26 protein-coding genes are annotated in these 25,359 nt (G+C 71.8%); 16 read left to right on the top strand and 10 right to left on the bottom strand.

Translation table 11 applies throughout. From position 1 onward, the window contains the following. Positions 1–195 precede the first annotated feature (195 nt). Positions 196–2,556 carry an ATP-binding protein gene (locus ACN6LB_RS03685; protein WP_445024518.1) on the bottom strand — a complete coding sequence of 787 codons (2,361 nt, stop codon included), beginning with the start codon at positions 2,554–2,556 and terminating at the stop codon, positions 196–198. A 231-nt stretch (positions 2,557–2,787) separates the two neighbouring features. Between ACN6LB_RS03685 and ACN6LB_RS03680 the strand changes: the two genes are divergently transcribed. The 4 genes from ACN6LB_RS03680 to ACN6LB_RS03665 all read left to right on the top strand — a co-directional run bounded on the left by ACN6LB_RS03680 (position 2,788) and on the right by ACN6LB_RS03665 (position 5,416). Next, the gene (locus ACN6LB_RS03680; RefSeq protein ID WP_445024517.1) at positions 2,788–3,210 is read left to right on the top strand and encodes a hypothetical protein; all 423 of its coding nucleotides are present in this window, start codon (positions 2,788–2,790) and stop codon (positions 3,208–3,210) included. Between the two features lie 110 nt (positions 3,211–3,320). Then, positions 3,321–3,677 (top strand): DUF779 domain-containing protein, encoded by a 357-nt coding sequence (locus ACN6LB_RS03675; RefSeq protein ID WP_445024516.1) that lies wholly within the window; start codon positions 3,321–3,323, stop codon positions 3,675–3,677. A gap of 75 nt (positions 3,678–3,752) precedes the next feature. After that, positions 3,753–4,994, top strand: a complete 1,242-nt coding sequence (locus tag ACN6LB_RS03670; protein ID WP_445024515.1) for a phosphodiester glycosidase family protein — start codon at positions 3,753–3,755, stop codon at positions 4,992–4,994. Beyond that, entirely contained in the window at positions 4,991–5,416 is a 426-nt protein-coding gene (locus tag ACN6LB_RS03665; RefSeq protein WP_445024514.1) for a hypothetical protein, read from the top strand. The genes ACN6LB_RS03670 and ACN6LB_RS03665 overlap by 4 nt, the downstream gene beginning before the upstream one ends. Here ACN6LB_RS03665 and ACN6LB_RS03660 read toward each other — a convergent pair. The 6 genes from ACN6LB_RS03660 to ACN6LB_RS03635 all read right to left on the bottom strand — a co-directional run bounded on the left by ACN6LB_RS03660 (position 5,406) and on the right by ACN6LB_RS03635 (position 10,727). Continuing rightward, the gene (locus ACN6LB_RS03660; protein ID WP_356136438.1) at positions 5,406–5,600 is read right to left on the bottom strand and encodes a hypothetical protein; all 195 of its coding nucleotides are present in this window, start codon (positions 5,598–5,600) and stop codon (positions 5,406–5,408) included. The genes ACN6LB_RS03665 and ACN6LB_RS03660 overlap by 11 nt on opposite strands. 140 nt (positions 5,601–5,740) lie before the next feature. Next, on the bottom strand, positions 5,741–6,604 hold the full coding sequence (locus ACN6LB_RS03655; protein ID WP_445024513.1) for a phosphatidylinositol-specific phospholipase C/glycerophosphodiester phosphodiesterase family protein: 864 nt from the start codon (positions 6,602–6,604) through the stop codon (positions 5,741–5,743). 193 nt (positions 6,605–6,797) lie between these two features. Further along, positions 6,798–7,898, bottom strand: coding sequence for an acyl-CoA dehydrogenase family protein (locus ACN6LB_RS03650; protein WP_445024512.1), 1,101 nt, complete (start codon positions 7,896–7,898; stop codon positions 6,798–6,800). Continuing rightward, on the bottom strand, positions 7,895–9,088 hold the full coding sequence (locus ACN6LB_RS03645) for an acyl-CoA dehydrogenase family protein (RefSeq protein ID WP_445024511.1): 1,194 nt from the start codon (positions 9,086–9,088) through the stop codon (positions 7,895–7,897). The genes ACN6LB_RS03650 and ACN6LB_RS03645 overlap by 4 nt, the downstream gene beginning before the upstream one ends. Continuing rightward, on the bottom strand, positions 9,085–10,062 hold the full coding sequence (locus ACN6LB_RS03640) for an NADPH:quinone oxidoreductase family protein (protein WP_445024510.1): 978 nt from the start codon (positions 10,060–10,062) through the stop codon (positions 9,085–9,087). Before ACN6LB_RS03640 ends, ACN6LB_RS03645 begins: the two co-directional genes overlap by 4 nt. 86 nt (positions 10,063–10,148) lie before the next feature. Next, positions 10,149–10,727: a helix-turn-helix domain-containing protein gene (locus ACN6LB_RS03635; protein ID WP_445024509.1), complete on the bottom strand. Its 579-nt coding sequence runs from the start codon at positions 10,725–10,727 to the stop codon at positions 10,149–10,151. A 77-nt stretch (positions 10,728–10,804) separates the two neighbouring features. Here ACN6LB_RS03635 and ACN6LB_RS03630 point away from each other — a divergent pair, with 77 nt between their 5' ends. The 5 genes from ACN6LB_RS03630 (at position 10,805) to ACN6LB_RS03610 (ending at position 15,544) form a co-directional block, all read left to right on the top strand. Next, entirely contained in the window at positions 10,805–11,731 is a 927-nt protein-coding gene (locus ACN6LB_RS03630; RefSeq protein ID WP_445024508.1) for an NAD(P)/FAD-dependent oxidoreductase, read from the top strand. Positions 11,732–11,811: 80 nt separating this feature from the next. Continuing rightward, positions 11,812–13,350, top strand: coding sequence for an ATP-dependent DNA ligase (locus ACN6LB_RS03625; protein ID WP_445024507.1), 1,539 nt, complete (start codon positions 11,812–11,814; stop codon positions 13,348–13,350). Continuing rightward, the gene (locus tag ACN6LB_RS03620) at positions 13,347–13,820 is read left to right on the top strand and encodes an NUDIX domain-containing protein (protein ID WP_356136421.1); all 474 of its coding nucleotides are present in this window, start codon (positions 13,347–13,349) and stop codon (positions 13,818–13,820) included. Before ACN6LB_RS03625 ends, ACN6LB_RS03620 begins: the two co-directional genes overlap by 4 nt. Before the next feature lie 76 nt (positions 13,821–13,896). Next, positions 13,897–15,282: an NADP-dependent succinic semialdehyde dehydrogenase gene (locus tag ACN6LB_RS03615; protein WP_445024506.1), complete on the top strand. Its 1,386-nt coding sequence runs from the start codon at positions 13,897–13,899 to the stop codon at positions 15,280–15,282. 25 nt (positions 15,283–15,307) lie between these two features. After that, complete coding sequence (locus ACN6LB_RS03610) at positions 15,308–15,544, top strand: DUF6213 family protein (protein WP_356136417.1); 237 nt, start codon at positions 15,308–15,310, stop codon at positions 15,542–15,544. Between the two features lie 7 nt (positions 15,545–15,551). Here ACN6LB_RS03610 and ACN6LB_RS03605 read toward each other — a convergent pair whose 3' ends face one another. Then, complete coding sequence (locus ACN6LB_RS03605; RefSeq protein WP_445024505.1) at positions 15,552–16,226, bottom strand: transcriptional regulator; 675 nt, start codon at positions 16,224–16,226, stop codon at positions 15,552–15,554. Positions 16,227–16,410: 184 nt separating this feature from the next. On the opposite strand from ACN6LB_RS03605, the gene ACN6LB_RS03600 reads away from it, so the two are divergent. Genes ACN6LB_RS03600 through ACN6LB_RS03590 form a run of 3 tightly spaced genes read left to right on the top strand, consistent with a single transcriptional unit; the run spans position 16,411 to position 19,215 of the window. Then, positions 16,411–17,475 (top strand): type III polyketide synthase, encoded by a 1,065-nt coding sequence (locus ACN6LB_RS03600; RefSeq protein ID WP_445024504.1) that lies wholly within the window; start codon positions 16,411–16,413, stop codon positions 17,473–17,475. Beyond that, positions 17,472–18,686 carry a cytochrome P450 gene (locus ACN6LB_RS03595; RefSeq protein ID WP_356136411.1) on the top strand — a complete coding sequence of 405 codons (1,215 nt, stop codon included), beginning with the start codon at positions 17,472–17,474 and terminating at the stop codon, positions 18,684–18,686. Before ACN6LB_RS03600 ends, ACN6LB_RS03595 begins: the two co-directional genes overlap by 4 nt. A gap of 7 nt (positions 18,687–18,693) precedes the next feature. Next, positions 18,694–19,215, top strand: coding sequence for a cupin domain-containing protein (locus tag ACN6LB_RS03590; RefSeq protein WP_445024503.1), 522 nt, complete (start codon positions 18,694–18,696; stop codon positions 19,213–19,215). On the opposite strand, the gene ACN6LB_RS03585 is transcribed toward ACN6LB_RS03590, so the two are convergent. Next, entirely contained in the window at positions 19,212–20,441 is a 1,230-nt protein-coding gene (locus ACN6LB_RS03585; RefSeq protein WP_445024502.1) for an acyl-CoA dehydrogenase family protein, read from the bottom strand. The genes ACN6LB_RS03590 and ACN6LB_RS03585 overlap by 4 nt on opposite strands. A 169-nt stretch (positions 20,442–20,610) precedes the next feature. Here ACN6LB_RS03585 and ACN6LB_RS03580 point away from each other — a divergent pair, with 169 nt between their 5' ends. After that, positions 20,611–21,255, top strand: a complete 645-nt coding sequence (locus ACN6LB_RS03580; RefSeq protein ID WP_356136405.1) for a TetR family transcriptional regulator — start codon at positions 20,611–20,613, stop codon at positions 21,253–21,255. Positions 21,256–21,321: 66 nt separating this feature from the next. Here the strand turns inward: ACN6LB_RS03580 and def are convergent, their stop codons facing one another. Then, positions 21,322–21,861: a peptide deformylase gene (gene def / locus ACN6LB_RS03575; RefSeq protein ID WP_445024501.1), complete on the bottom strand. Its 540-nt coding sequence runs from the start codon at positions 21,859–21,861 to the stop codon at positions 21,322–21,324. 153 nt (positions 21,862–22,014) lie between these two features. Between def and ACN6LB_RS03570 the strand changes: the two genes are divergently transcribed. From ACN6LB_RS03570 to ACN6LB_RS03560, 3 genes are all read left to right on the top strand, one after another. Beyond that, positions 22,015–23,253: a MurT ligase domain-containing protein gene (locus ACN6LB_RS03570; protein ID WP_445024500.1), complete on the top strand. Its 1,239-nt coding sequence runs from the start codon at positions 22,015–22,017 to the stop codon at positions 23,251–23,253. A gap of 28 nt (positions 23,254–23,281) precedes the next feature. Further along, a complete protein-coding gene (locus ACN6LB_RS03565) occupies positions 23,282–24,010 on the top strand; it encodes a type 1 glutamine amidotransferase (RefSeq protein WP_356136399.1) in 729 nt (242 codons plus the stop codon). A 257-nt stretch (positions 24,011–24,267) separates the two neighbouring features. Beyond that, positions 24,268–25,293 (top strand): 6-phosphofructokinase, encoded by a 1,026-nt coding sequence (locus ACN6LB_RS03560; protein WP_356136397.1) that lies wholly within the window; start codon positions 24,268–24,270, stop codon positions 25,291–25,293. Positions 25,294–25,359: the final 66 nt, after the last annotated feature.

Below are 25,359 nucleotides of genomic sequence, written 5' to 3'. Positions count from 1 at the left end.
CCGCCACCGGAAGCCAAACAGCGGGCGGCCCCGGCCTCCAGGCACAAAGGAGGCAGAAAGATCAGAGCACCGGCCCGGGCGGACAGGGATCCGAGGAGTGCACTGCCGGAACAGCGCAGTGCACTGAGGGAATCGAACCGCCTGCCCCGGCGGGTCTACTGTGATTTCGGAAGCGACACCGGCGACCGGCACGGATCAGTGGGCGTCGAGACCCGCCAGCCGGGCGCGGGCGTCGGCGACATATTCGAGGTCGGCACCGAGACCGACGGAGACGCAGTCGGCGAAGGCGTCCTTCGCCTCCGCCGTCCGTCCGGCGGAGGCGAATGCCTCGCCCAGGCGGACCAGGCAACGGCTCAGCAGGGCCGTGTTGTTGTTGGCACGACAGAGGTCGACTGCGGTCTGCGCGTGGGCGACGGCTTCCTTCCCGCGCCCCAGAGCCGTATAGGCACGGCCGATGCCCGCATGGAGGTTGAGCCGGCCGATGTCGGCGATGTGGGGTTCCAGACAGTCGCCGTTCTCCGCCAGAAAGGCGAGTGTGCGCAGGTCGGCGGCGAGGGCCTCCTCGGTCCGGCCCGCGTTGAGAAGAGCGATGCCGTAGCCGCTCATGGCCTGCAGTGTGCCGTGGATGTCGTCTGCGGCCTCGAACAGCCGGGCGGACTCGCTGATGGCGTCGATGGACCGCTCGGCGTCGCCCAGCAGCCGGTGGGCCCAGGCCGCGTAGCTGTGGGCCCACGCCTGCTGGGCCAGGTCACCGGCACGTTCGGCCGCCGCCAGCGCCTCGGCGGAGCGCACGAGGCCGTCACCGGGGCGGCCTTCGCACAGGAGCAGGGCCCACGCGTGGTAGTTGAGCTGAGTCGCCTCGACGAGGGCGTCACCCAGGGCCTGCGCGGAGCGGACCGCGGTGCCGAAGACCTCGGGCCAGTGCCCCCAGAAGACCCACTGGTCGGAGAACCAGTGCAGGGCCTCGGCCACCTCCACCACTGTGGTGTGATCCCCGGCCGCCGCGGCAGTGCGCAGGGCCGCCAGCCAGTTGACGCCCTCGGCCTGCAGCCACTGGCGGGCCTTGTCGGCGGTGGCGAGGTCGACCATGCCCTGCCAGTCGGCGGCCGGAGCGCCATGGTCGGGCTCGAACCAGCGGCCGGCCACGATCGCGGTCTCCAGCAGCCAGCGGTGCAGCGCCGCCCGGGCCGGGGCGATGTCCTCGACGCTCTCCTCGGCCTCCAGCCGGGCGCGGGCGAAGAGTCGCAGCAGGTCGTGGAGCCGATAGCTGTCGCGGTCCGCGCCGAGCAGCCCGGTCTCCACGAGCTCCTCCAAGGCGTCCTCGGCGTCGAACAGCTGCTGTCCTGTCAGCTGCGCGGCGCAGGCAGCGCCCGCGTCCGGGCCCGGGATCAGCGCGAGCCGGCGGAAGAGACGGGCTGCGGTGGGGGTGAGCTGGCGGTACGACAGGTCGAAGGCGGCCGCGACCCGTACGTCCCCGGCGGAGAGCGCGTCCAGGCGCCGTTCCTCCTGCGCGAGGCGGTCGGCCAGCCGGCGTACGGTCCAGCCGGTGCGGGTGGCCAGCCAGTTGCCCGCCACCCGCAGCGCGAGCGGGAGGTGGCCGCAGCTGCGCGCGACGTCGTCGAGGGCGGCCGGGTCGGCGCTCGCGCGCTCCGTTCCGACGAGGGCGGTCAGGAACGCGGCGGCCTCCTGCGTGTCGAGTTCCCCGAGCGGCAGGCGGTGCACGCTCTCCAGGCCGGTGAGCATGCGCCTGCTTGTCACGACCACCATGCCCGCGCCGCTGCCCGGCAGCAGGGGGCGTACCTGGGCCTCGTCGCGGGCGTTGTCCAGCACCAGCAGGCACCGCCGGTCGGCGAGCAGTTGGCGGTACAGCGCGGGATGGCCCTGCGGTCCGGCCTTGGCGAGTTCCCGGTCGGCGACCTGGAGGGCCTTGAGCACGCCGAGGAGGAGTTCGGCCGGCTCGGGCGGGTCGTTGTCCATGCCGCGCAGGTCCACGACCAGCTGCCCGTCCGGGAACTGCTCGGCCAGCTCTCGCGCGGCACGCAGGGCCAGCGTGGTCTTGCCCGTGCCGGGCGGCCCGGACACGGCCACGACCACCGGCTGCGCGGCCGGACCCCGCGCGGCGGGGCTCCCGTGATCGGCCGAACCGTCGGAGGCGTACCCGCCCGTTGTCCCGTCCTGATCGTCCCGCCCGTCGGAATCGTGCCGGGCCGCCGCCTGCCCGGCGAACTGCGCGAGCCGGGCCAACTCCCGCGTCCGGCCGACGAAGTCGTCGATGCCACGCGGGAAGGACCGCACCCCCACGGGGCTGTATCCGGGGCTGCGCCCGGCCCGGGCGGCCGTCAGCAGGCGTTCGCGTGCCGCCTCGGCGAGCCCCAGACCGTCCGCGAGCGCGGCGACGGTCCGCCGCTGCGGAGCCGCCCGTCGCCCCCGCTCCAGGTCCCCGATGCCCCGCACGCTCACGCCCGACGCCTCCGCCAGGCCCTCGATCGTCAGTGACGCGGACAGCCGAAAGTCCCGCAGCAGCCCCCCGAAGGCCGCCTGCTCGCCGTTCAACATGTCCCCTTCTGATCACCATGCTCCCGTCGAAGCCCCCGAGCATGGTCGGAAGAATTCTAGAAGAGCCCGAAAGGGTCACCGACAGCGCGGTCCGTCCATGATTCGACCCGGTTCGAAACCATTGCCGCACGTCACATGCCCCGGCAAGACTCCTGCCGACCGAGCGCCAGGGGCCGCCAGGCCCGGGACAGGGAGGCCGACCGCCCTGTCCACCCATGGAATTGAGGAAGCATGCGCACACTCGCGACCACGCTGGGCGTATCCGCCGCCACCCTGCTGCTCGCCACGACGGCGGCTCCGGCCGAGGCCGCACCGGCCGCTCCCGCGTCCCCCACCGCCTACGTCCAGCGCTGCACCGACCTCGGCAACGGCGACCTGTGCATCGACGTGACCGGAAGGGTCGGCGGACAGGGCACCATCGGGGTGGGCTACTGGAAGCGGGCGGGTGACTCCATTCACGTCCGGCTCGGCTGGCAGAACAACACCGGCGGCGGCGCGAACTTCCACTCGACCGTCTACGGCCCGCTCGTCCCCGGCAGCAACACGGGAACCGACACATGGCGCACCTATCTCGCCGCCGGCTGCGTCCACCCGCTCATCGAGGTCATCGGGCAGGGCACCCTCAAGGGCAAAGAGGTCTGCGTACCCTCCTGAACCCTCGCTCCCGCCCGTGCAACCTCCTCGCAACGTCGCCGGGAGTTGGATGGGCCGCCGGAGCGGCCGCCCCGCGGCCGACTGGATCCGGCAGCTTGCGAGGAGAGCCGATGGACGTGATCCCCCGCGTGGAACTGACCCCGGCGGCCGCCGATCTGCTGCGGCTGCTGCGGGCCGCTCATGGGCCGCTGATGTTCCACCAGTCCGGCGGCTGCTGCGACGGCAGCGCCCCCATGTGCTACCCGGAGGGTGAATTCCGTACCGGCGGCTCGGACATCCTGCTCGCCGAGCTGGAGGTCGAGGGGGTGAGCGAGCCGGTGGGCTTCTGGATGTCGAGGAGCCAGTACGAGGTGTGGAGCCATACGCGGCTGATCGTCGACGTCGTGCAGGGCCGGGGCAGCGGCTTCTCACTGGAGGCACCCGAAGGAGTGCGTTTCCTGATCCGTTCCCGCGTCGTCGGCACGTAGTCCCCCGGGCGGCCGCCGCCATCTGGTGCACTTCCCCTGTGTCCTGCGAGAGTTGACGAGACATCAGGGGGGACTGTGACACGTCGCAGCGGACGGTTCAGAACGGCACTGACGGTTCTCGCGGCCTGGAGCGCGCTGGCCGGAGCGGCCCTGGTGGGGGCGGCACCGGCCAGCGGTGCGCAGAGCGCGGCGGCGGCTGCGGCCGACCTCGCACCCGGCGTCACGTACACCGAGTTCGACATCCCCGCGGCCAAGGGGGTGACGCACGCGCATGTGGTCGGCGTCGACCTCGGCAACCCGCATGTGCGCCTCGACCTGCTCCACCCCGGGGCCGTCGCCGCCCGTGCGCCCGTCTCCCGGCTCGCCGACAGCCAGGGCGCCGTCGCGGGGGTGAACGGCGACTTCTTCAACATCACCGAGACGCAGCATCCGGGGGTCGAGGCGACCGGCGCGACCGTGGGCCCGGCGATCGCGAGCGGGCGCCCGCTCAAGGCGGCGGTGCCGGACGGTCAGCGGTTCGGGCCGGCGCTGCCGCCGGGTACCAGCACCAAGGACGTACTCGGTGTCGGCGTCGACGGCCGGGCCCGGCTCGACGGCCTGGCTCTCGACGGTTCCGTGAGCACCCCGGAGGGACGGCTTCCGCTGGGCGGGCTCAACCAGTACGCGCTGCCGGAGAACTCCATCGGTGCGTTCACCTCGGACTGGGGCAGCGTCTCCCGGGTACGGGCCACCTGCGGCACGGACACCGACCGGGCCGCGCCCTGCAGTGCGGACACCTATGAGGTGACGGTCCGAAACGGTCGGGTGGTGTCGTCGGCCGGCACACCGGGCAGCGGGCCCGTCGCGGCGGGCACGACCGTCCTGGTCGGCCGTGAGGAAGGCGCCCGGCAGCTGCGGAAGCTGTCGACGGGCGTGCCGGTCCTCGTACGGCACCGCCTGGTGGCGCGCACCAGCAAGGTCTCGTACCGCTTCGCGCTCGGCGGTTACCCGGTCCTCGCCCACGGTCAGCCGCTGCCCGGTCTCGACAACACGACCTCGGCGGTACGGACCGCGGTGGGCATCTCGGACGGCGGGCGCCGTCTGCTGCTGCTCGCCCTGGACGGAGCCCCCGAGTACCGCAGCGGTCTCACCATCGCCGAAGTGGCGGCCACCATGAGGAAGTTGGGCTCCGACGAGGCCTTCAGCCTCGACGGCGGCGGCTCCACCACGTTGGTCGCCCGAGAGCCGGGGGCGCAGGCGGTCAGCGTGCGCAACCATCCGAGCGGAGGCGCGGAGCGTCCGGTTCCGAACGGCATCGGGGTGTTCTCCACACCGTGACGGACCTCGCCGCGCTGTCCGTGGACGAGCGCACCAGCCTTGCCGCGGCGGCGGCCGAGCGGCTCCTGCCGCACTTCGACCACTTCCACGAGCGGACCGGAGCGGGCAGCCCTGATGTCCTCAGGGGCGCGCTCGCGGAGGTCCGCAACCGGCTGGCGGGAGGCCCCGAGGTGACGCTGCGGACCCTGCTGGACAGCTTCGACCAGATCCAGGCCGCCGCCGCTCACCTGAGGAAAACGGAACCGGAGCCGGCCGGCGGCGCGCTTGACGCGGCCTCCCGGAGCGCCCATCTTGCCTGGTACGCGGCCGCCGCCGTGACGAACGCGGCTCACGCCTGCGTGCACGGCCGCGTGCACGAGGCACGCCTCTGCCTGGAGTACGAGGAGAGCGCGGCGAAGCTCGTCGGCGACGTCACGGATTGAGGCTGCTCACGATGTCCGCCGTCGCCGTAAGACCCTCGTGGATGGTCGGCGCCATGCTGGTACTGGCCAGGTAGAAGCCGAGCAGGACGCAGACCAGGGCGTGCGACAGCTTCAGCGCGCCGTTGCGCAGGAATACCACCGCGAGAATCAGCAGCAGGACCACCACAGAGATGGAAATGGCCATCGTCAACCTCCTCCGCCACGTCGACACCGCGGCTTTCGGCCGCAAGTGTCGCGTAGCGGGGGGTTCGTCCGGGCGGCTGACGTGTCCTCCGAACGTGTGGTGTCCGTGCCCCTTCGAACACGGGTCTCCGCGCCTGGTGTCTACACCCGTTCGTGCGTGTCGAGGAACGACTCCAGACCGGCGAGGTCGTCGGTGTTGAGGTAGTCGACGTCGGCGGCGAGGAGCTCGCTCCACAGCGCGTCACGGGCCGGGCCCGCGAGGTCGGGGGTGGCCCAGAACCGCACCTTCTGGCGGCGCGCGTGCGCCGTCGCGATGATGCCGCGCAGCTTCTCGCGCTCGGCGTCGGGGAACGGACCGTCCCCGAGCCAGCTGAAGTTGAGCGTCCAGTTGTCGCTGATCAGCGGGACGAAGGAGGCGGGAGCCGCGGTGCCGAGGTCGGTGAGGCGGCCGTCGTAGAAGGCGCGCCGGACACGCTGGGCCTCCATGGGTGCGCGGGCGGCGCGGTCGCCGGAGATCACGGCGGTGACCGGGCCGGGGAACACCCGCCCGTGGGCGTACGTCGTGAACAGGTGCCGGTAGCGGCGCAGATGTCGGTCGAGTTCGAGGTACGTCGACGAGCCTTCGGTCTTGATGTCGATGAGGAGTTGCAGGGGCTTGTGATAACCCCGGTACACCGAACCGCGGTTGGCCTTGACGCGGGCGGCGAGCGGGGCGAGGTAGAGGGATTCGAGGGTGCGGGTCGGGTCGAGGTCCACCGGGTCGTGGGCGACGAGGAGTTGGTCGCCCACCAGGTAGATGTCGGCTTCGACGCTGCCGAAGCGGTGGTCGAGGGCGTCGAACAGGGGGCGCGGGTGCTCGTAGTCGTTGTGGGCGTGGGCGCGCCACAGCGGGCGCGGGCCGTGCTTGTGTTCGCCCGCCAGTGCGCGGGTGGCGGGCAGGGCGACCGTGCCCGCGAGGGCGGCGCCGAGGGTGGTGAGGGCTCTGCGACGAGTGGTGAGGGCCATGCTCTGCCTCCCGGGAAGGGCCGTACGGGACCTCAGCGAGTATGCGAGTGCCGATGGCTCAAGGGGCAGGTGTGTGACGGGAGTTGGCTGGACTGCCGTCATGCGTTCACTTCACCGGAGCAGGGCACACGAAAAAGCCCGCCCCAGGTGGGGCGGGCTTCTCCGGGGCTTGCCCGGGCCTTTCAGGAGTACGTCAGGGGGCCTGGAGGTCGACCAGTTCGGCCAGTGCCTCACGGTGGGCGCCCGCGGTGCCGTACGCGATCGAATCCGCCTTCGCCCGCTTGAGGTACAGGTGGACCGGGTGCTCCCACGTCATGCCGATGCCGGCGTGCAGTTGCAGCGCCTCTTCGGCCGCGTGGACGGCGACGGGCGCCGCGTACGCCTGGGCGACGGCCACCGCCACGTCGGCGTCCTCGCCCGTGGCGAGCGCGTCAGCCGCGTTGCGGGCGGCGGCACGGAGGTTGACGACCTCCAGCCACAGCTGCGCGAGCCGGTGCTTGAGCGCCTGGAAGCCGCCGACGGGCCGGTTGAACTGCTTGCGTTCCTTGAGATAGCGGACGGTCTCCGTCAGTGTCCAGTCGGCGAGCCCGAGTTGTTCGGAGGCGAGCAGTCCGGCTCCGGCGCGCAGGGCGCGGCGTACCGCGGGCTCCGCGTCCCCCATCCGGCGAGCCCGGGCTCCGTCGAAGGTGACCGTGGCGACCGGCCGGGTGAGGTCCAGGGAGACCTGCGCGGTGATGGTGGCGGCGTCGGCGTCGACCGCGTAGAGCGCTCCGTCGTCCGCCGGGACCAGCAGCACATCGGCCGCCGCCGCGTCGGCGATCCCCGTCAACTCCCCGTGCAGGGCGCCGTCTTCATGGCGTACGGCCTTGAAGGCGGTCCCCGGCGCGACGTTCAGCGCGACCGCGAGTGCGCCGATCGTGCGGCCGGACGCCAGGCTGGTCAGCAGCCCGGCGGCCTCCTCGCTGTCGCAGGCGAGCAGCGCCTCCGTCGCGACCACGGCACTCGTCAGATACGGCACGGGTGCGACGGCGCGGCCCAACTCCTCCAGGACCACGGCCACTTCGCGCGCGGTCGCGCCCTGGCCGCCCTGCGACTCGGGAACCAGGAGACCGGCGAGTCCCATGCCGTCCGCCAGCGCCTTCCACAGGGCGCGGTCGTGCGGGGTGTCGGACTCGATGCGGGCGATCACGCCCGCCGCGTCGCAGTGGTCGGCGAGGAGGTCGCGGAGGGCGGCGCGCAGCGCCTCTTCCTCCTCCGAGTACAACAGGTCGGGCTGGGTGCTCTGCGTTGTCATCGGGCGAGGTCCTTCCAGGCGACGTCCTTGTCGGTGCGTGGCTCGGACGGCAGTCCCAGGACGCGTTCGGCGACGATGTTCAGCAGGACCTCGCTGGTCCCGCCCTCGATGCTGTTGCCCTTGGAGCGGAGGTAGCGGTAGCCGGCGTCGCGGCCGGTGAAGTCGACGAGTTCGGGGCGGCGCATGGTCCAGTCCTCGTACAACAGGCCTTCCTCGCCGAGGAGTTCGACCTCCAGGCCGCTGATCTCCTGGTTGAGGCGGGCGAAGCCGAGCTTCATGCCGGCGCCCTCGGGACCGGGCTGGCCCATGGCCATCTGCTGGCGCAGCCGCTCGCCGGTGAGCCGGGCGACCTCGGAGTCGACCCACAGCTTCAGCAGCCGCTGGTGCAGGTCGTGTGTGCGCAGGTCGGTGCGCTCGCGCCAGGTCTTGGCGACGGGGCCGATCATGCCGCCCTCGCGCGGGATGCGCATGCCGCCGATGGCGACGCGCTCGTTGTTCAGCGTGGTCTGCGCGACCCGCCAGCCGTCGCCGATCTCACCGAGGCGCCGCGCGTCGGGAATGCGGACGTCGGTGAGGAACACCTCGTTGAACTCGGCCTCGCCGGTGACCTGGCGCAGTGGCCGCACGTCGACGCCGGGGTCGGTCATGTCGCAGAGGAAGTACGTGATGCCCTTGTGTTTGGGCAGGTCGGGGTCGGTGCGGGCGATGAGGATCGCCCAGCGGGCCACGTGGGCGCTGGAGGTCCACACCTTCTGCCCGTTGACGACCCAGTCCTCGCCCTCCCGGACCGCGCGCGTGCCGAGCGCCGCGAGGTCGGATCCGGCGCCCGGTTCGCTGAACAGCTGGCACCACACCTCCTCGCCGGTCCACAGGGGCCGCAGGAAGCGCTGCTTCTGCTCGTCCGTGCCGAAGCCGAGGATCGTCGGGGCGGCCATGCCCAGGCCGATGCCGATGCGCCGCGGGTCGTTGTCCGGGGCGCCCGCGTCCTCCAGCTCCGCGTCCACGACGGCCTGGAGGGTGCGGGGGGCGGCGAGTCCGCCGAGGCCCTCGGGGTAGTGCACCCAGGCGAGCCCGGCGTCGAAGCGGGCCCGCAGGAAGTCGAGGCGGTCCGTAGCCCCGGGCGGGTATGCGGCCAGCAACTCCTGGGTGCGGCGGCGCAGTTCGGCGGCGTCGACCGTGGTGGCGGTCATGCGGCGACTCCGTTCTCCAGGGCGGGCAGCACGGCGACGCGTCCCGTGGTGACGCCGTCGGCGACGCGCTGCACGGCGGCCGCCGTACCGCTCAGCGGTACGCGCTCGCTGATCAGCGGCTTGATGGCGCCGCGTGCGGCGAGTTCGGTGAGCTGCTCGTGGCAGTGCTGGATCAGCTTGGGGTTCTTGGTGCCGTACAGGCCCCAGTGCAGGCCGAGGATCGAGTAGTTCTTCACCAGGGCGTGGTTGAGGGCGGGGCTGGGGATCGATCCGCTGGCGAAGCCGACGACGACGATCCGGCCCTCGAAGGCGACGACCTTGGCGGACTGGGCGTAGGCCTCGCCGCCCACGGGGTCGTAGATCACGTCGGCGCCGCGTCCGCCGGTGGCCTGCTTGACCGTGGCGATGACGTCCTCGGTGCGCCGGTCGATCACGACGTCGCACCCCAACTCACGTGCCACGGCGGCCTTTTCGGCTCCGCCGACGACGCCGATGACCGTGGCGCCCGCCGCCTTGCCGAGCTGGACGGCGGCGCTGCCGACGCCTCCCGCGGCCGCGTGCACGAGCAGGGTCTCCCCCGCCTCCAGGTGGGCGCGGCGGTGCAGGCCGAACCAGCCCGTCTGGTAGCCGATGTGCAGGGCGGCGGCCTCTGCGTCGTCCAGGGCGTCGGGCGCGGGCAGCAGTGCGGCGGCGTCCGCGAGCGCGTACTCGGCGAAGCCGCCGTACGGGAGCGCGGGGTTCGCGATCACGCGGCGCCCGTCCTCGGTCTCGCCGCAGATCTCCACGCCGGGCGTGAACGGCAGCGGCGGCTGGACCTGGTAGTGGCCGCGGATCATCAGCGCGTCCGGGAAGTTGATGTTCGCCGCGCGCACCTTGAGCAGCACCTGGCCCTCGCCGGGCACCGGCTGCTCCACGTCGCTCAGGCGCATCACCTCGCTCGGCTCGCCGTTCTGGTGCACTTGCCATGCCTGCATGCGGGGCCTCCACGGGACTGCTTCGTCTGACCGGGCTCGATCGCATACTAAGCGGTCGCTTGCCCATCAGGGAACAGTCGCGTCCGTCACTCCCGCGCGGGGCGCGCCCGTACGTGCATCCGCTCGCCCTGCGGCCCGAACAGACTGAGGAATTCCGCCGGCCCCTCCCCCGTCGACCCGAACCAGTGCGGCACCCGCGTGTCGAACTCGGCCGCCTCCCCCGCCGAGAGCACCACGTCGTGCTCGCCCAGCACCAGCCGCAGCCGCCCGGAGAGGACGTACAGCCACTCGTACCCCTCGTGCGTCCGCGGTTCCGGGTCCGGCACCGCTTGCCGCTGCGGTTCACGCACCTTGTAGGCCTGGAGGCCGCCGGGCTGCCGGGTCAGCGGCCAGTACGTGCGGCCGTGGCGCACGATCGGCTCGGCGCGCACGCGCGGGTCGCGCACCGGCGGGGCGCCGACCAGTTCGTCCAGGGGCACCTCGTGGGCCTGCGCGATGGGCAGCAGCAGTTCGAGGCTGGGCTTGCGCAGGCCCGACTCCAGGCGCGACAGGGTGCTGACCGAGATGCCGGTCGCCTCGGACAGCGCCGCGAGGGTCACCTCCCGCTCCTTGCGCAGCCGCCGAAGCCGTGGACCCACGCCCGCGAGAACCTCATCCGTACTCATGCCATTATTGCAGAATCGGCAAAGACATTTGTCAATCCCGCGAGGTTCGGGCGACCTTCTCCATGGAGGTGGTCACCATGACCGAGCAGTACGAAGTGGTCGTCGTCGGCGGCGGAGCGGCCGGACTGTCCGCCGCGCTGGTGCTGGGCCGGGCCCGGCGCCACACGCTGGTCGTCGACGCGGGCGAGCCGCGCAACGCGCCCGCCGCGCACATGCAGGGCTATCTGTCGCGCGACGGCATGCCGCCCGCCGCGTTCCTCGCCCTCGGACGCGAGGAGATCGCGCGCTACGGCGTCGAGCTCGTCCGGGACCGGGCGGCGGAGGTCACCCGGACGGGGGACGGCTTCACCGTGCTTCTCGCGAGCGGACGGACCGTGCGGGCACGCCGGCTCGTCGTCGCCACCGGTCTCAGGGACGAGCTGCCGACGGTTCCCGGCGTCGCCGAGCGCTTCGGGCGGGATGTGCTGCACTGCCCGTACTGCCACGGATGGGAGGTGCGCGACCAGGCCTTCGGGGTGCTGGCCACGACCCCGGCGGGCGTGCACCAGGCGCTGATGGTGTCCCAGTGGTCCAAGGACGTGACGCTGTTCCTGCACACGGTCACCGCGGGCGAGCTCTCGGGCGACGACCGGCGCCGGCTCGCCGCGGCCGCCGTCACCGTGGTGTCCGGGGAGGTGACGGAGCTGCTGGTCGAGGACGACCGCCTCACCGGGGTCCGGCTCGCGGACGGCACCTCGCACGACCGCGAGGTGCTGTTCGTGGCGCCCCGGGCCGTGCCGCGCAACGGCCTGTTCGAGCAGCTCGGCGCCAAGCTGCGGCAGACGCCGTTCGGCACCTACCCCGTGGTCGACGAGACAGGCCTGACCACCGTGCCCGGCGTGTGGGCGGCGGGCAACGCGATCGGCTTCGCGGAACAGGTGGTGAACGCGGCGAGTGCCGGGTACCGGGCCGCCGCGACGGTCAACGGCGACCTGATCATGTCCGACCTCGACGCGGGCGCCTAGGGGGTGTACACCCGTAGGCGTCCGCGCCCGGCCGTCGACGTACAGGTGTGGAGCGCGCGCCTCCGTTGCACCATGGCTGCATGCTGCTGACCCGGCTCGCCCATGTGTCCCAGGAGGTCGCCGCCGCCTCGGCACGGTCCCGGAAGATCGCCCTGCTCGCCGAGCTGTTCCGGGATGCCGACGCGGACGACGCGCCGATCGTCATCCCGTATCTGGCGGGACGCCTGCCACAGGGGCGGCTCGGCATCGGCTGGAAGGTGCTGAGCCGCCGCGTGGCCCCCGCCGCGGAGCCCTCACTGACCGTGCGCGGGGTGGACGCCCGGCTCACCGAACTGGGCGGTGTCTCCGGCGCCGGATCGCAGGCCGAACGGGCGCGGCTGGTCGGGGAGTTGATGGCGGCGGCCACCGAGGACGAGCAGCGTTTCCTGTTCGGGCTGCTCACCGGCGAGGTGCGGCAGGGCGCGCTGGACGCGGTCGCCGTGGAGGGGCTGGCCGAGGCGACCGGCGCGCCGGCCGGGGATGTCCGGCGGGCGGTGATGCTCGCGGGCTCACTGCAGACCGTGGCACAGGCGCTGCTGGCCGAGGGGCCGCAGGCGCTCGACGCCTTCCGGCTCACCGTCGGCCGGCCGGTGCTGCCGATGCTGGCGCACACCGCCGCGTCGGTCGCCGAGGCCGTCGGCAAGCTCGGCCCCTGCGCGGTCGAGGAGAAGCTCGACGGCATCCGCGTCCAGGTGCACCGCGACGGCGACGTCGTACGCGTCCACACCCGCACCCTCGACGACATCACCGACCGGCTGCCCGAACTCACCTCCGCCGCGCTGGAGTTGAAGGGCGAGCGCTTCATCCTGGACGGTGAGGTGATCGCGCTGGACGAGGACGGGCGGCCGCGCTCCTTCCAGGAGACCGCCGGGCGGGTCGGCTCCCGGGCGGACGTGGCCACGGCCGCCGCCGCGGTGCCCGTCTCGCCCGTCTTCTTCGACGCGCTGAGCGTGGACGGCAAGGACCTGCTCGACCTTCCGTTCACCGCCCGGCACGCCGAGCTGGCGCGGCTGGTGCCCGAGCCGATGCGGGTGCGGCGCACTCTCGTGCAGGGGCCCGACGACCTCGCCGAGGCGGAGAGGTTCCTCGTGGACACGCTCGCCCGCGGGCACGAGGGCGTCGTCTGCAAGGCGCTCGACGCCCCGTACAGCGCGGGGCGGCGGGGTGCCTCCTGGCTGAAGGTCAAGCCCGTGCACACCCTCGACCTGGTGGTACTGGCCGCCGAGTGGGGCCATGGCCGGCGCACCGGCAAGCTGTCCAACCTGCACCTGGGCGCGCAGAGCGAGGACGGGTCGTTCGCGATGCTCGGCAAGACGTTCAAGGGGATGACGGACGCGATGCTGACCTGGCAGACCGAGCGGCTCGGGAAACTGGCCGTCGAGGACAACGGCCATGTGGTGACCGTACGGCCCGAACTCGTCGTCGAGATCGCCTACGACGGCCTGCAGAAGTCCACCCGCTATCCGGCCGGCGTCACCCTCCGCTTCGCCCGCGTCGTGCGCTACCGCGAGGACAAGACGCCCGCCGAGGCCGACACGGTCGAGACGCTGCTCGCCGCGCACCCGGAGGTGAAGCCGTGACGGAGAAGCGCAGCGCGGGCCTGCTGTTGTTCCGGCACACCGAGGACGGCATCGAGGTGTTGCTGGGCCATATGGGCGGCCCGTTCTTCGCGCGCCGCGACGCCGGGGCGTGGTCCGTTCCGAAGGGCGAGTACGAGCCCGACGAGCCTGCCTGGGACGCCGCGCGCCGGGAGTTCCGGGAGGAGCTGGGGCTCGCACCGCCCGACGGGAAGGCACTGCCGCTCGGCGAGGTCCGCCAGGCCAACCGCAAGATCGTCACGGTGTGGGCGATCGAGGCGGACCTCGACCCGGCGACCGCGGTGCCCGGCACCTTCACCATGGAGTGGCCGCCCAAGTCGGGCCGCACACAGGAGTTCCCCGAACTGGACCGGGTGGAGTGGTTCGGCCTGGAGCGGGCCCGCGAGGTGATCGTGACGGCCCAGGCCGCGTTTCTCGACCGGCTGCTGGAGCACTCGGGGGACGCACGCTGACAGGACACCCGCCGCGTTGCGCAGGCCCGTGCCGCGCGGGAGGGTCGAGGAACAGCCCGTCTTCAGGAGGTCGGCCATGCCCATCGCGACGGTGAACCCGGCGAACGGCGAGACGCTCAGGACATACGAGGCCCTGAGCGGCGCGGAGATCGAGCACAGGCTCGCGGCGGCCGAGTCCGCGTTCCGCGCCCATCGCACCACACCCTTCGCCGAACGGGCGCGGCTGCTGCACAGGGCCGCCGATCTGCTGGAGGAGGACCAGCAGGACATCGGCCGGGTGATGACGACCGAGATGGGCAAGCCCGTCAAGCAGGCCCGCGCGGAGGCCGCCAAGTGCGCGAAGGCGATGCGCTGGTACGCGGACCACGCCGCCGGGCTGCTCGCCGACGAGGAGCCCGACGACGGGGACGTCAAGGACTCCGGGGCCGCCCACGTGCGGGTGCGCTACCGCCCGCTGGGCCCGGTGCTCGCGGTCATGCCGTGGAACTTCCCGCTGTGGCAGGTGATCCGGTTCGCCGCGCCCGCGCTGATGGCCGGCAACGTGGGCCTGCTGAAGCACGCCTCGAACGTGCCGCAGACCGCCCTCTACCTGGAGGACCTGTTCCGTCGGGCGGGCTTTGCCGAGGGCTGCTTCCAGACGCTGCTGATCGGCTCGCGCGAGGTGGAGGGCATCCTGCGCGACGAGCGCGTCAAGGCGGCAACACTCACCGGGAGTGAACCGGCGGGCCAGGCGGTCGCCTCCGTCGCCGGGGACGCGATCAAGAAAACGGTCCTGGAGCTGGGCGGCAGCGACCCGTACGTGGTGATGCCGTCGGCCGACATCGACCGGGCCGCGCGGACCGCGGTGACGGCACGGGTGCAGAACAACGGGCAGTCGTGCATCGCCGCCAAGCGGTTCATCGTGCACACGGACGTGTTCGACACCTTCACCGAGCGCTTCACGGCAGGGATGAGGGCACTGAAGGTCGGCGACCCGATGGACGAGGACACCGACGTCGGACCGCTCTCCAGCGAACAGGGCCGCGACGACCTGGAGGAACTCGTCGAGGACGCGGTGGAGAACGGCGCGACGGTGCTGTGCGGTGGCGAGCGCCCGGACGGGCCGGGCTGGTACTACCCGCCGACCGTCCTCGCCGACATCACCCCCGACATGCGCATCCACCGGGAGGAGGCGTTCGGCCCGGTCGCCACGCTCTACCGCGCCGCCGATCTCGACGAGGCGGTGGCGATCGCCAACGACTCGCCGTTCGGGCTGAGTTCCAACGTGTGGACGCGCGACGAGTCCGAGGTGGACCGGTTCGTCCTGGATCTGGAGGCGGGCGCCGTGTACGTCAACGGGATGACGGCGTCCCACCCGGCGTTCCCCTTCGGCGGGGTCAAGCGGTCCGGTTACGGGCGTGAACTGGCGGGACACGGAATCCGCGAGTTCTGCAACATCACCACCGTATGGCACGGAGCGTGAGCGTTCCGCGGCTACGATCCCCCCTGTGAACCGCGAAGTGACCCTGCCTCTGATCGTCGACGACCGCGGAACGTTGCAGGTGTCGGCTGCCGACGTGAGCAAGCTGCTGCGCACGGTGGGCGGCCGGTGGCTCCATCTGGTGGAGGCCGGTCAGGACGGGCTCGACGAGGACACGGTGGCGGCGCTCACCATCGAACTCGCCAAGCTCGCCGACCGCATCGACGTCGCCTGCATCGCGCACAGCAGCGGCACGACCGACTGACGAGACGTCAGCCGGTCCGCTGGTCGAGCTCCCACAGCGCGTGCCAGAACGTCGACTCGTAGCTCTGCAGCAGCCGGCCGTACCGGTACACCGCGTCCTCGTCGACCCGCCCGGCGTCGAGCCCCGCCTGCACGGCGGCCTGGGCCTTCTGCTCCAGTTCCGGCGCGGGCTCGGCGAAGAGGTCGAAGAACCCGCACGCCTCGTCCGTGAAGCCGTAGTGGTGGCGCAGGGCCTGGGCGATCGCCGCGCAATAGCCGCCCCACGCCGAGAAGTTGGCGCTCAGCGCGAGCACCACGTCAGCCGGTGAGCCGTTCAGCGCCAGCCACACCACGTAGGCGGGATAGGCCTGGCAGTCCGCGAGTGGCTCGTAGGCCGCCGTCCGCGCCTCGTCCGACCCGCAGGCGGCGGCGTACGCCCCGAGCCGCTCCCGGGCCAGGCTCTCGCCCTCCGCGAGCAGCGTGAAGAAGGCCGCGCACTCGGGCTCCGCCGCCGACCGCTCGGCCAGATGGCGGAAGGCCCGCAGGTCCGCGGCGATCACATGGTGCTGCTCCAGTCCGAGGGCGGTGAGCGTGGAGCGCTGCGCGGCGCCCCGGGCGATCAGCGGCAGGAGCCGGTTGGCATGGGGGTCCGGAGCGAGTTTCCCGGTGGTGTCGTCCAGCAGTTCCCTGGCTGTCCGCGGCATCGCGACTCCTTGGATTCGGCTGTCTCGTCCTCGTTCGACCAGGTTGCCATGTTCTGTGGGGGTTCCCCGGTCTGGAGTAGTCCGACGCGATATCCCCGCGCCGCCGGGTGATCGTGGGTGGACCACCCTCCCTTTCCGCCCGGGGGACGAGAGGTTCCCCGGAAGGCGAAAGTAGGCGCGCTCCATGGCGACTCTGTGCAGACCCGCGGTCTCCGTTCCGGAACATGTGATCACGATGGAGGAGACGCTTGAGCTGGCGCGCTCCCGTCACCCGGACCACCCCCAACTGCCGTTGGCCCTCCGCCTGATCGAGAACACCGGCGTCCGCACCCGGCACATCGTGCAGCCCATCGAGGAGACGCTGAGGCATCCGGGCTTCGAGGAACGCAACAAGGTCTACGAGAACGAGGCGAAGGCCCGCGTCCCCGCGGTCGTGCAGCGGGCGCTGGACGACGCCGAGCTGCTCACCACCGACATCGACGTGATCCTCTACGTGTCGTGCACCGGGTTCATGATGCCCTCGCTGACGGCGTGGCTGATCAACGCGATGGACTTCGGCAGCGACACCCGGCAGATACCCATAGCCCAGTTGGGCTGCGCCGCGGGCGGCGCCGCGATCAACCGGGCCCATGACTTCTGCACGGCCTACCCCGAGGCCAACGCCCTCATCGTGGCCTGCGAGTTCTGCTCGCTGTGCTACCAGCCGACCGATCTCGGCGTCGGCTCGCTGCTGTGCAACGGCCTGTTCGGGGACGGCATCGCCGCCGCCGTCGTCCGCGGCAAGGGCGGCACCGGCATCAGCCTGGAGCGCAACGGCTCCTACCTGATCCCCAAGACCGAGGACTGGATCATGTACGACGTCCGGGCCACCGGATTCCACTTCCTGCTGGACAAGCGGGTGCCGACCACCATGGAACCCCTCGCGCCGGCCCTCCAGGCGCTCGCCAGGCAGCACGGCTGGAACGCCTCCGACCTGGACTTCTACATCATCCACGCCGGTGGCCCGCGGATCCTGGACGACCTCAGCAAGTTCCTTCAGGTCCCGCCGGAGGCCTTCCGGTTCAGCCGGGCCACGCTCACCGAGTACGGCAACATCGCGAGCGCCGTCGTCCTGGACGCGCTGCGCCGGCTGTTCGACGAGGGTGGCGCCGAGCACGCCGCGCGCGGACTGCTCGCCGGGTTCGGGCCCGGCATCACCGCGGAAATGGCCCTGGGCCGCTGGAACTGCGCAAGCGAAGAGACGGCATGACCGACGAGACCCTGACCGAGATCCTTCCCCCGGTCCGTGACTGGCCCGCCCTCGACCTGAGCGGTGTCGACTTCGACCCGGTGCTGTCCGAGCTGATGCGCGAGGGTCCGGTCACCCGGATCCGGCTGCCCAATGGCGAGGGCTGGGCCTGGCTGGTGACACGCCACGACGACGTCAGGTTCGTGGCCAACGACGCCCGCTTCAGCCGGGCGGCGGTCATGGAGCGGCAGGTCACCCGCCTCGCCCCGCACTTCATCCCGGCGGCCGGCGCGGTCGGCTTCGCCGATCCCCCGGACCACACGCGGCTGCGCCGCTCGGTGGCGGCGGCCTTCACGGCGCGCGGGGTGGAGCGGGTGCGCGAGAACGCCCGGCGGATGCTGGACGAACTGGTCGGCGAGCTGCTCCGGGAGGGCCCGCCCGCCGACCTGACAGCGGCGATCCTGAGCCCCTTCCCGATCGCCGTCATCTGTGAGCTGATGGGCGTCCCGGCCGCCGACCGACAGGCCATGCACAGATGGACCCAGCTGATCCTGTCCTCCACGCACGGCGCCGAAGTGAGCGAGCGGGCCAAGGACGAGATGGGCGCGTACTTCGCGAAGCTCGTCGGCGACCGGCACGGCAGCACCGGCGAGGACGTCACCTCGCTGCTCGGTGCGGCGGTGGGCCGCGGCGAGCTGACCGTCGAGGAGGCCGTCGGACTCGCCGTGCTCATCCAGATCGGCGGCGAGGCGGTCACCAACAACTGCGGGCAGATGTTCTACATCCTGCTCACCCGCCCCGACCTGTGCGCCGAGTTGCGCGCGGATCCGGCCCTGCGCCCGCAGGCGATCGACGAGCTGCTGCGCTACATCCCGCACCGCAGCGCCGTCGGGCTCTCACGGATCGCCACCGAGGACGTGGACGTCAGGGGCGTGCGGATCCGCAAGGGCGACGCCGTGTACGTCTCGTACCTGGCCGCCAACCGTGACCCGGACGTCTTCCCCGACCCCGACACCATCGACTTCTCGCGTGGCCCGAACCCCCATGTGTCGTTCGGCTTCGGGCCGCACTACTGCGTGGGCGGGATGCTGGCCCGGCTGGAGTCGGAGCTGATGGTCGACGCGCTGCTCGACCGGGTGCCCGGGCTGCGGCTCGCGGTACCGCCCGGCCAAGTGCCCTTCAAGAAGGGTGCGTTGATCCGGGGGCCCGAGGCCCTGCCCGTGACATGGTGAGCGGCCGATGACAGCGCCGGAAGGGCTGCTGGTGCCGCCGGGCCACGGCCGCACGGTCCGGACGGCAGCCCAGCACGTCACGTTCAAGGTGACCGGCACGCACTCGCGCAGCGCGTCCAGCTTCGAGGTGGTCGTGCCGCCCGGCTTCGACGTCGGCGCCCATGTGCACACCCGCAGCGAGGAGTTGTTCTACGTCCTCGAAGGCGAGCTGGACGTGCTCGCCTTCGAGCCGCGGGTGCGCACCCTCGACAGCTGGCGTCGCTGGGAGTCCTCGTCGGGCAACCGCGTGGTGCGGGCGACCCCCGGAACGGTCATCGTGGTGCCGCCGGGGTGCCCGCACGCCTTCGCCAACCCCACCGACGTACCGGCGAAGATGTTCTTCCAGGCGTCACCGCCGCCCGACCACGAGCACTACTTCGAGGAGCTGCTCGACATCCTGTCGGCCGGCGGCCCGCCCGATCACGCGGCGATCGAGGAGCTGCGCTCGCGCTACGACATCGAGCAGCTGACGCCGCTGCGCCATCGCTAGCGGATCGGCATGCCCGCCAGCGTCCGGGCGATCACCAGGCGCTGGATCTCGCTGGTGCCTTCGAAGATGGTGTAGATCGCCGCGTCCCTGTGCATGCGCTCGACCGGGTACTCGCGGGTGTAGCCGTTGCCGCCGAGGATCTGGATCGCCTGGGCGGTGACCTTCTTGGCGGTCTCGCTGGCGAAGAGCTTCGACATGGAGCCCTCGGCCGCGGTGAACGGCTTGCCGTTGATCGCCATCCAGGAGGCGCGCCACACCAGGAGGCGGGCCGCGTCGATCGACGTCCTCATGTCGGCGAGCTGGAAGGCGACGCCCTGGTTGTCGATGATCGGGCGCCCGAACTGCTCACGCGTCTTCGCGTACTCCAGGGCCTCCTCGTACGCCGCCCGGGCCGTGCCGACCGCCATGGCGCCGACGGCGGGGCGGGACGCCTCGAAGGTGGCCATCGCGGCGTTCTTCACGCGCTCGCCGCCGCCCGCCTTGGCCCTCTCCCGGGCACGGGCGAGCCGGGCGTCCAGCTTCTCCTTGCCGCCGAGGAGGCAGGAGCCGGGGATGCGGACGTTCTCCAGGACGACCTCGGCGGTGTGCGAGGCGCGGATGCCGTGCTTCTTGAACTTCTGCCCCTGGGACAGACCCGGCGTGTTCGGCGGGACGATGAAGGAGGCGTGGCCCTTGGAACCCAGCTCCGCGTCCACGACCGCGACGACGACGTGCACGTTGGCGATGCCGCCGTTGGTCGCCCAGGTCTTGGTGCCGTTGAGCACCCACTCGTCCTTGGCCTCGTCGTAGACCGCGCGGGTGCGCATGGAAGCCACGTCGGAGCCGGCGTCGGGCTCGGAGGAGCAGAAGGCGGCGACCTTGACATCGTTGGCATCGCCGTACATCTGGGGGATCCAGGTGCCGATCTGCTCCTCGGTGCCGTTGGCGAGGACGCCCACGGCGGCGAGGCCGGTGCCGACGATGGAGAGGGCGATGCCCGCGTCACCCCAGAAGAGCTCCTCCATGGCCATGGGTATGCCGAGGCCCGTGGGGTCGAAGTACTGCTGGGCGTAGAAGTCCAGGGAGTAGATGCCGACCTTCGCGGCCTCCTGGATGACCGGCCACGGCGTCTCTTCACGCTCGTCCCATTCGGCGGCCGCGGGGCGGATCACATCGGCGGCGAAGCCGTGCAGCCAGTCCCGGACCTCCTTCTGTTCGTCGTTGAGCTCCATGGTGAACTCGGCCATGTCCCCTCCAGCGCTGCGTTCGCCTGTTACTTGCGGTAACTGGAGTCTGTTACTCGCCGGTAGTAAAAGTCAACTCCTGCGTCTCACTCGGTAGCCCGTTCGATACGAACGGGGCCCCAAGTGCTAGTTTGCGCAGGCGTCACCGAATCAGCACGGGTGGGGAGAGATCATGGACACCACACAGCGGACCGACCAGCAGAGGTCCGCCGACCGCCGCCGGCGTGAACTGCTGGAGGCCGCCGACCGCGTGGTGCTCCGCGACGGCCCCCAGGCCTCGATGAACGCCATCGCAGCCGAGGCGGGCATCACCAAGCCGATCCTCTACCGGCACTTCGGTGACAAGGGCGGACTCTACGCCGCTCTCGCCACGCGGCACACCGACGCCCTCCTCGGAGCGCTGCGGGCCGCACTGGACGCCCCGGCCGAACGCAGGGAGCGGGTCGAGGCGACGCTCGACACCTACCTGGCGGCCATCGAGGCCCGCCCGCAGGTGTACCGCTTCCTGATGCATCCGGCGGAGGGCGGCCAGCCCGGCGACCCCGGCTTCGACGTCGGCAAGCACTCCGCTCCCCTGCTGCGCCGCATGGGCGAGGAACTCGCCGAGGTCATCGAGGAGCGCGTCGACCTCGGCCCCGGCAGCCAGCAGCTCGCCCGGGTCTGGGGTCACGGCATCGTCGGCATGATGCACGCAGCCGGCGACTGGTGGCTCGGCGAACGGCCTTGCACGCGGGCCGAGTTGGTGCGCAGCCTGGCGGACCTGCTGTGGGGACGGCTCGCCGCGGCGGGGGACAAGGTCGGCGGGCCCGGGTTCTGAGGCGCCCCCGAAGGGGCGCGGGGAACGGCGCGACCAGCCACAATCAACCCGCACCCGCCAGGCGACTCACCGCCCCCACGGCGCCCGCGCGGCCTTCCGGAGAACACGCCTCTTGCGCCACCCCGAGAGGCGATCCACGTAAACGCCCCCGGCGAGATGATCGCACTCGTGCTGAAGACACCGGGCGAACCACCCCGTGCCGTGCACGGTCACCGGCTCGCCCGTCGCCGTGAACCCCTCGACGACCGCGTGGTCGTACCGTTCCGTCCCCGCCTCCAGCCCCGGCAGGGACAGACACCCCTCGGGACCGCGCAGGACCACACCGTCCGCCTCGACAAGGCGTGGGTTCACCACATGCCCTACGTGGCGGACGTCCTCGTCGTCCGGGCAGTCGTACACGAAGACCCGCAGCGGCACGCCGACTTGGTTCGCGGCGAGGCCGACGCCCTCGGCGGCGTACATCGTGGCGAACATGTCCTCGACGAGGCGGGCGAGTTCGGGACCGAAGTCGGTGACTTCCGCGCACTCCGTGTGCAGCGCGGGGTCGCCGAGCAGGGTCAGGGGCCGGACGCGCCCTCGGGCGCCCGGGATGGAGCTGTGTCGCATGGCGGCAAGGGTACGGTCCTCAATGACGCGCGACGAGCGCGCGGGCACCGTGGAGGTGCCGCGATTCGGGCACGTGAGTGGATCTCGATAGGCTGAGGCCCACACGGTGCCGGGGGCAGGGGCGCGGCGCGTACGCAAGGAGGATCGAGAACGATGTCAGGCAACTCGGACCCGCTGACGCCGCGGGCCAAGCTGGCCGTGACGGCGGGCAAGGCGGCAGCGGCCGTCTCGCGCGCCGCCGGACGCGGCAGCGGATCGGTGATCGGCGGCCGGGTGGCACTCAAGCTCGACCCCGACCTGCTGGCCAGGCTCGCCACACACCTGGACGTGATCCTGGTGTCGGCGACCAACGGCAAGACCACGACGACCCGGCTCATCGCGGAGGCACTGCGCGCCGCCGGACCGGTCGTGTCGAACGCGCTGGGCGCCAACATGCCCGCCGGTATCACCTCGGCACTGGCCGGCGGCTCGGACGCAAGGTTCGCGGTCATCGAGGTCGACGAGAAGTACCTCTCCGGTGTCGCGCGCGCCCCCGACCCCAAGTGCATCGCGCTGCTCAACCTCTCCCGCGACCAGCTCGACCGGGCCGCCGAGACGCGGATGATGGCCGAGCACTGGCGCGAGGGGCTGGCCGGTTCCAAGGCCGTCGTGGTCGCCAACGCCGACGACCCGCTGGTCGTGTGGGCCGCGTCCTCCTCGCCCAACGTCATGTGGGTGGCCGCCGGACAGATGTGGAAGGACGACGCCTGGTCCTGCCCGTCCTGCGGTGGTGTGATGCAGCGCCCCGGCGACGACTGGTTCTGCGGCGACTGCGGTTTCCGCCGCCCGACGCCCACCTGGGCCCTGTCCGGTGACCACGTCCTGGACCCGCACGGCTCCGCCTGGCCGATCCACCTGCAGCTGCCGGGACGCGCCAACAAGGCGAACGCGGCGTCGTCGGCCGCCGTCGCCGCCGTCTTCGGCGTACCGCCGCAGGTCGCCCTGGAGCGCATGTACCAGGTGCAGGCCGTGGCCGGACGCTACGACGTGGTGCAGTTCATGCAGCGCGACCTGCGTCTGCTGCTCGCGAAGAACCCGGCCGGCTGGCTGGAGACGTTCTCGCTGATCGACCCGCCGCCGACCCCGGTCATCCTGTCGGTGAACGCGCGCGGTGCGGACGGCACCGACACCTCCTGGCTGTGGGACGTCGACTACACCCGGCTCACCGGGCATCCGATCTTCGTCCTCGGCGACCGCAAGCTCGACCTCGCCGTGCGCCTGGAGGTCGCGAACCAGCACTTCCAGGTCTGCGAGAACCTCGAACAGGCCGTGCAGATGGCACCGCCGGGACGCATCGAGGTCATCGCCAACTACACCGCTTTCCAGGACCTGAGGCGTCGTGTCGGCAACTGATCCGCGCAATCCAGTGAGGACGAAGAGAATGAGCGACAACAGCCTGCGCCTGGTGTGGATCTACCCGGACCTGCTGAGCACCTACGGCGACCAGGGCAACGCCCTCGTGGTCGAGCGCCGGGCCCGCCAGCGCGGTCTCGACGTGGCCCGTCTCGACGTGCGCAGCGACCAGCCGATCCCCACCTCCGGCGACATCTACCTGATCGGCGGCGGTGAGGACCGGCCGCAGCGGCTCGCGGCCGAGCGGCTGCGCCGCGACGGCGGTCTGCACCGCGCGGTCGGCAACGGAGCGATCGTCTTCTCGGTCTGCGCCGGGTACCAGATCCTCGGCCACGAGTTCATCAACGACCTCGGGCAGCGCGAGCCGGGCCTCGGCCTGCTCGACGTGGTCTCCGTGCGCGGCGAGGGCGAGCGCTGCGTCGGCGACGTACTGGGCGACATCGACCCGCGCCTGGGCCTGCCTCCGCTGACGGGCTTCGAGAACCACCAGGGCGTCACGCACCTCGGCCCCACCGCGCGTCCCTTCGCCAAGGTGAAGCTGGGCAACGGCAACGGCACGGGGGACGGCACGGAGGGCGCGTACAACGACACCGTCTTCGGTACGTACATGCACGGTCCCGTACTCGCCCGCAATCCGCTGATCGCGGACCTGCTGCTGAAGCTGGCGCTCGACGTGAACGCGCTGCCGCCGATCGACGACCGCTGGTACGAGGCGCTGCGCAACGAGCGCATCGCGGCGGCGACGCAGCCCGCGTAGGGGGTCGCAGCGCTGCGCGGGGCGGGCCGGTCCGGGTCTCCACGAGGCGCGCTCGAGGGATACCTCAAGCGCGCCCGAGGCGCTTGCGGCACGGTGGTCACCGGGCCCGCTTGACGGACTCTCCGCTCACTTGTGCGGCCGAGTCCACCAGGCGGACGCCTGCTACGGCACCACCCCATCCCGCCGGTAGGGTGACCGGGATTCAGCCGGACAGCGTGGTCCGGTCCCCGGCCCACGTTGAGAAGGTATTTCGGGCTATGCGTATTGGTGTCCTCACCTCAGGCGGCGACTGCCCCGGTCTGAACGCCGTCATCCGGTCCGTCGTACACCGCGCCGTCGTCGATCACGGTGACGAGGTCATCGGCTTCCGTGACGGCTGGAAGGGCCTTCTGGAGTGCGACTACCTCAAGCTCGACCTCGACGCGGTGAGCGGCATCCTGGCTCGCGGCGGCACCATCCTCGGCTCCTCCCGGGTCCGGCCCGAACATCTGCGGGACGGCGTGGAGCGGGCCAAGGGCCATCTTGAGGAACTCGGTCTGGACGCGGTCATCCCGATCGGCGGCGAAGGCACGCTGAAGGCGGCCCGGCTGCTGTCCGACGGCGGTCTGCCGATCGTCGGCGTGCCCAAGACCATCGACAACGACATCGCGGTCACGGATGTGACGTTCGGCTTCGACACGGCCGTCGGCGTCGCGACCGAGGCCCTGGACCGGCTGAAGACGACGGCCGAGTCCCACCAGCGCGTGCTGATCGTGGAGGTCATGGGCCGCCACACCGGCTGGATCGCGCTGCACTCCGGCATGGCGGCCGGCGCGCACGCCATCGTCGTACCGGAACGCCCCTTCGACATCGAGGAGCTGGCCGCCAAGGTCGGCGAGCGCTTCGCGGCGGGCAAGCGGTTCGCCATCGTCGTGGCCGCCGAGGGCGCCAAGCCCCGCGCGGGCACGATGGAGTTCGACGAGGGCGGCAAGGACGTCTACGGCCACGAGCGGTTCGCGGGCATCGCCCGCCAGCTCTCCCTGGAGCTGGAGCACCGCCTCGGCAAGGAGGCCCGCCCGGTCATCCTCGGGCACGTCCAGCGCGGTGGCACCCCCACCGCGTACGACCGCGTCCTCGCCACCCGCTTCGGCTGGCACGCCGTGGAGGCCGTGCACCGCGGCGAGTTCGGCCACATGACCGCGCTGCGCGGCACCGACATCGTGATGGTCCCGCTCGCCGAGGCCGTCGAGACGCTGAAGACGGTCCCCGAGGACCGGTACGCCGAGGCGGAGTGCGTGCTGTAGGACCGATACGAGTGAAGCCGCCCCCGGTCGCAGCAGCGGCCGGGGGCGGTTCTACTCTGGTGCGGA

Source organism: Streptomyces sp. SAS_270 (genome assembly GCF_052543295.1).
Note: the sequence above shows the minus strand (reverse complement) of the source record. Positions and strands in the feature narration are given on the sequence as shown.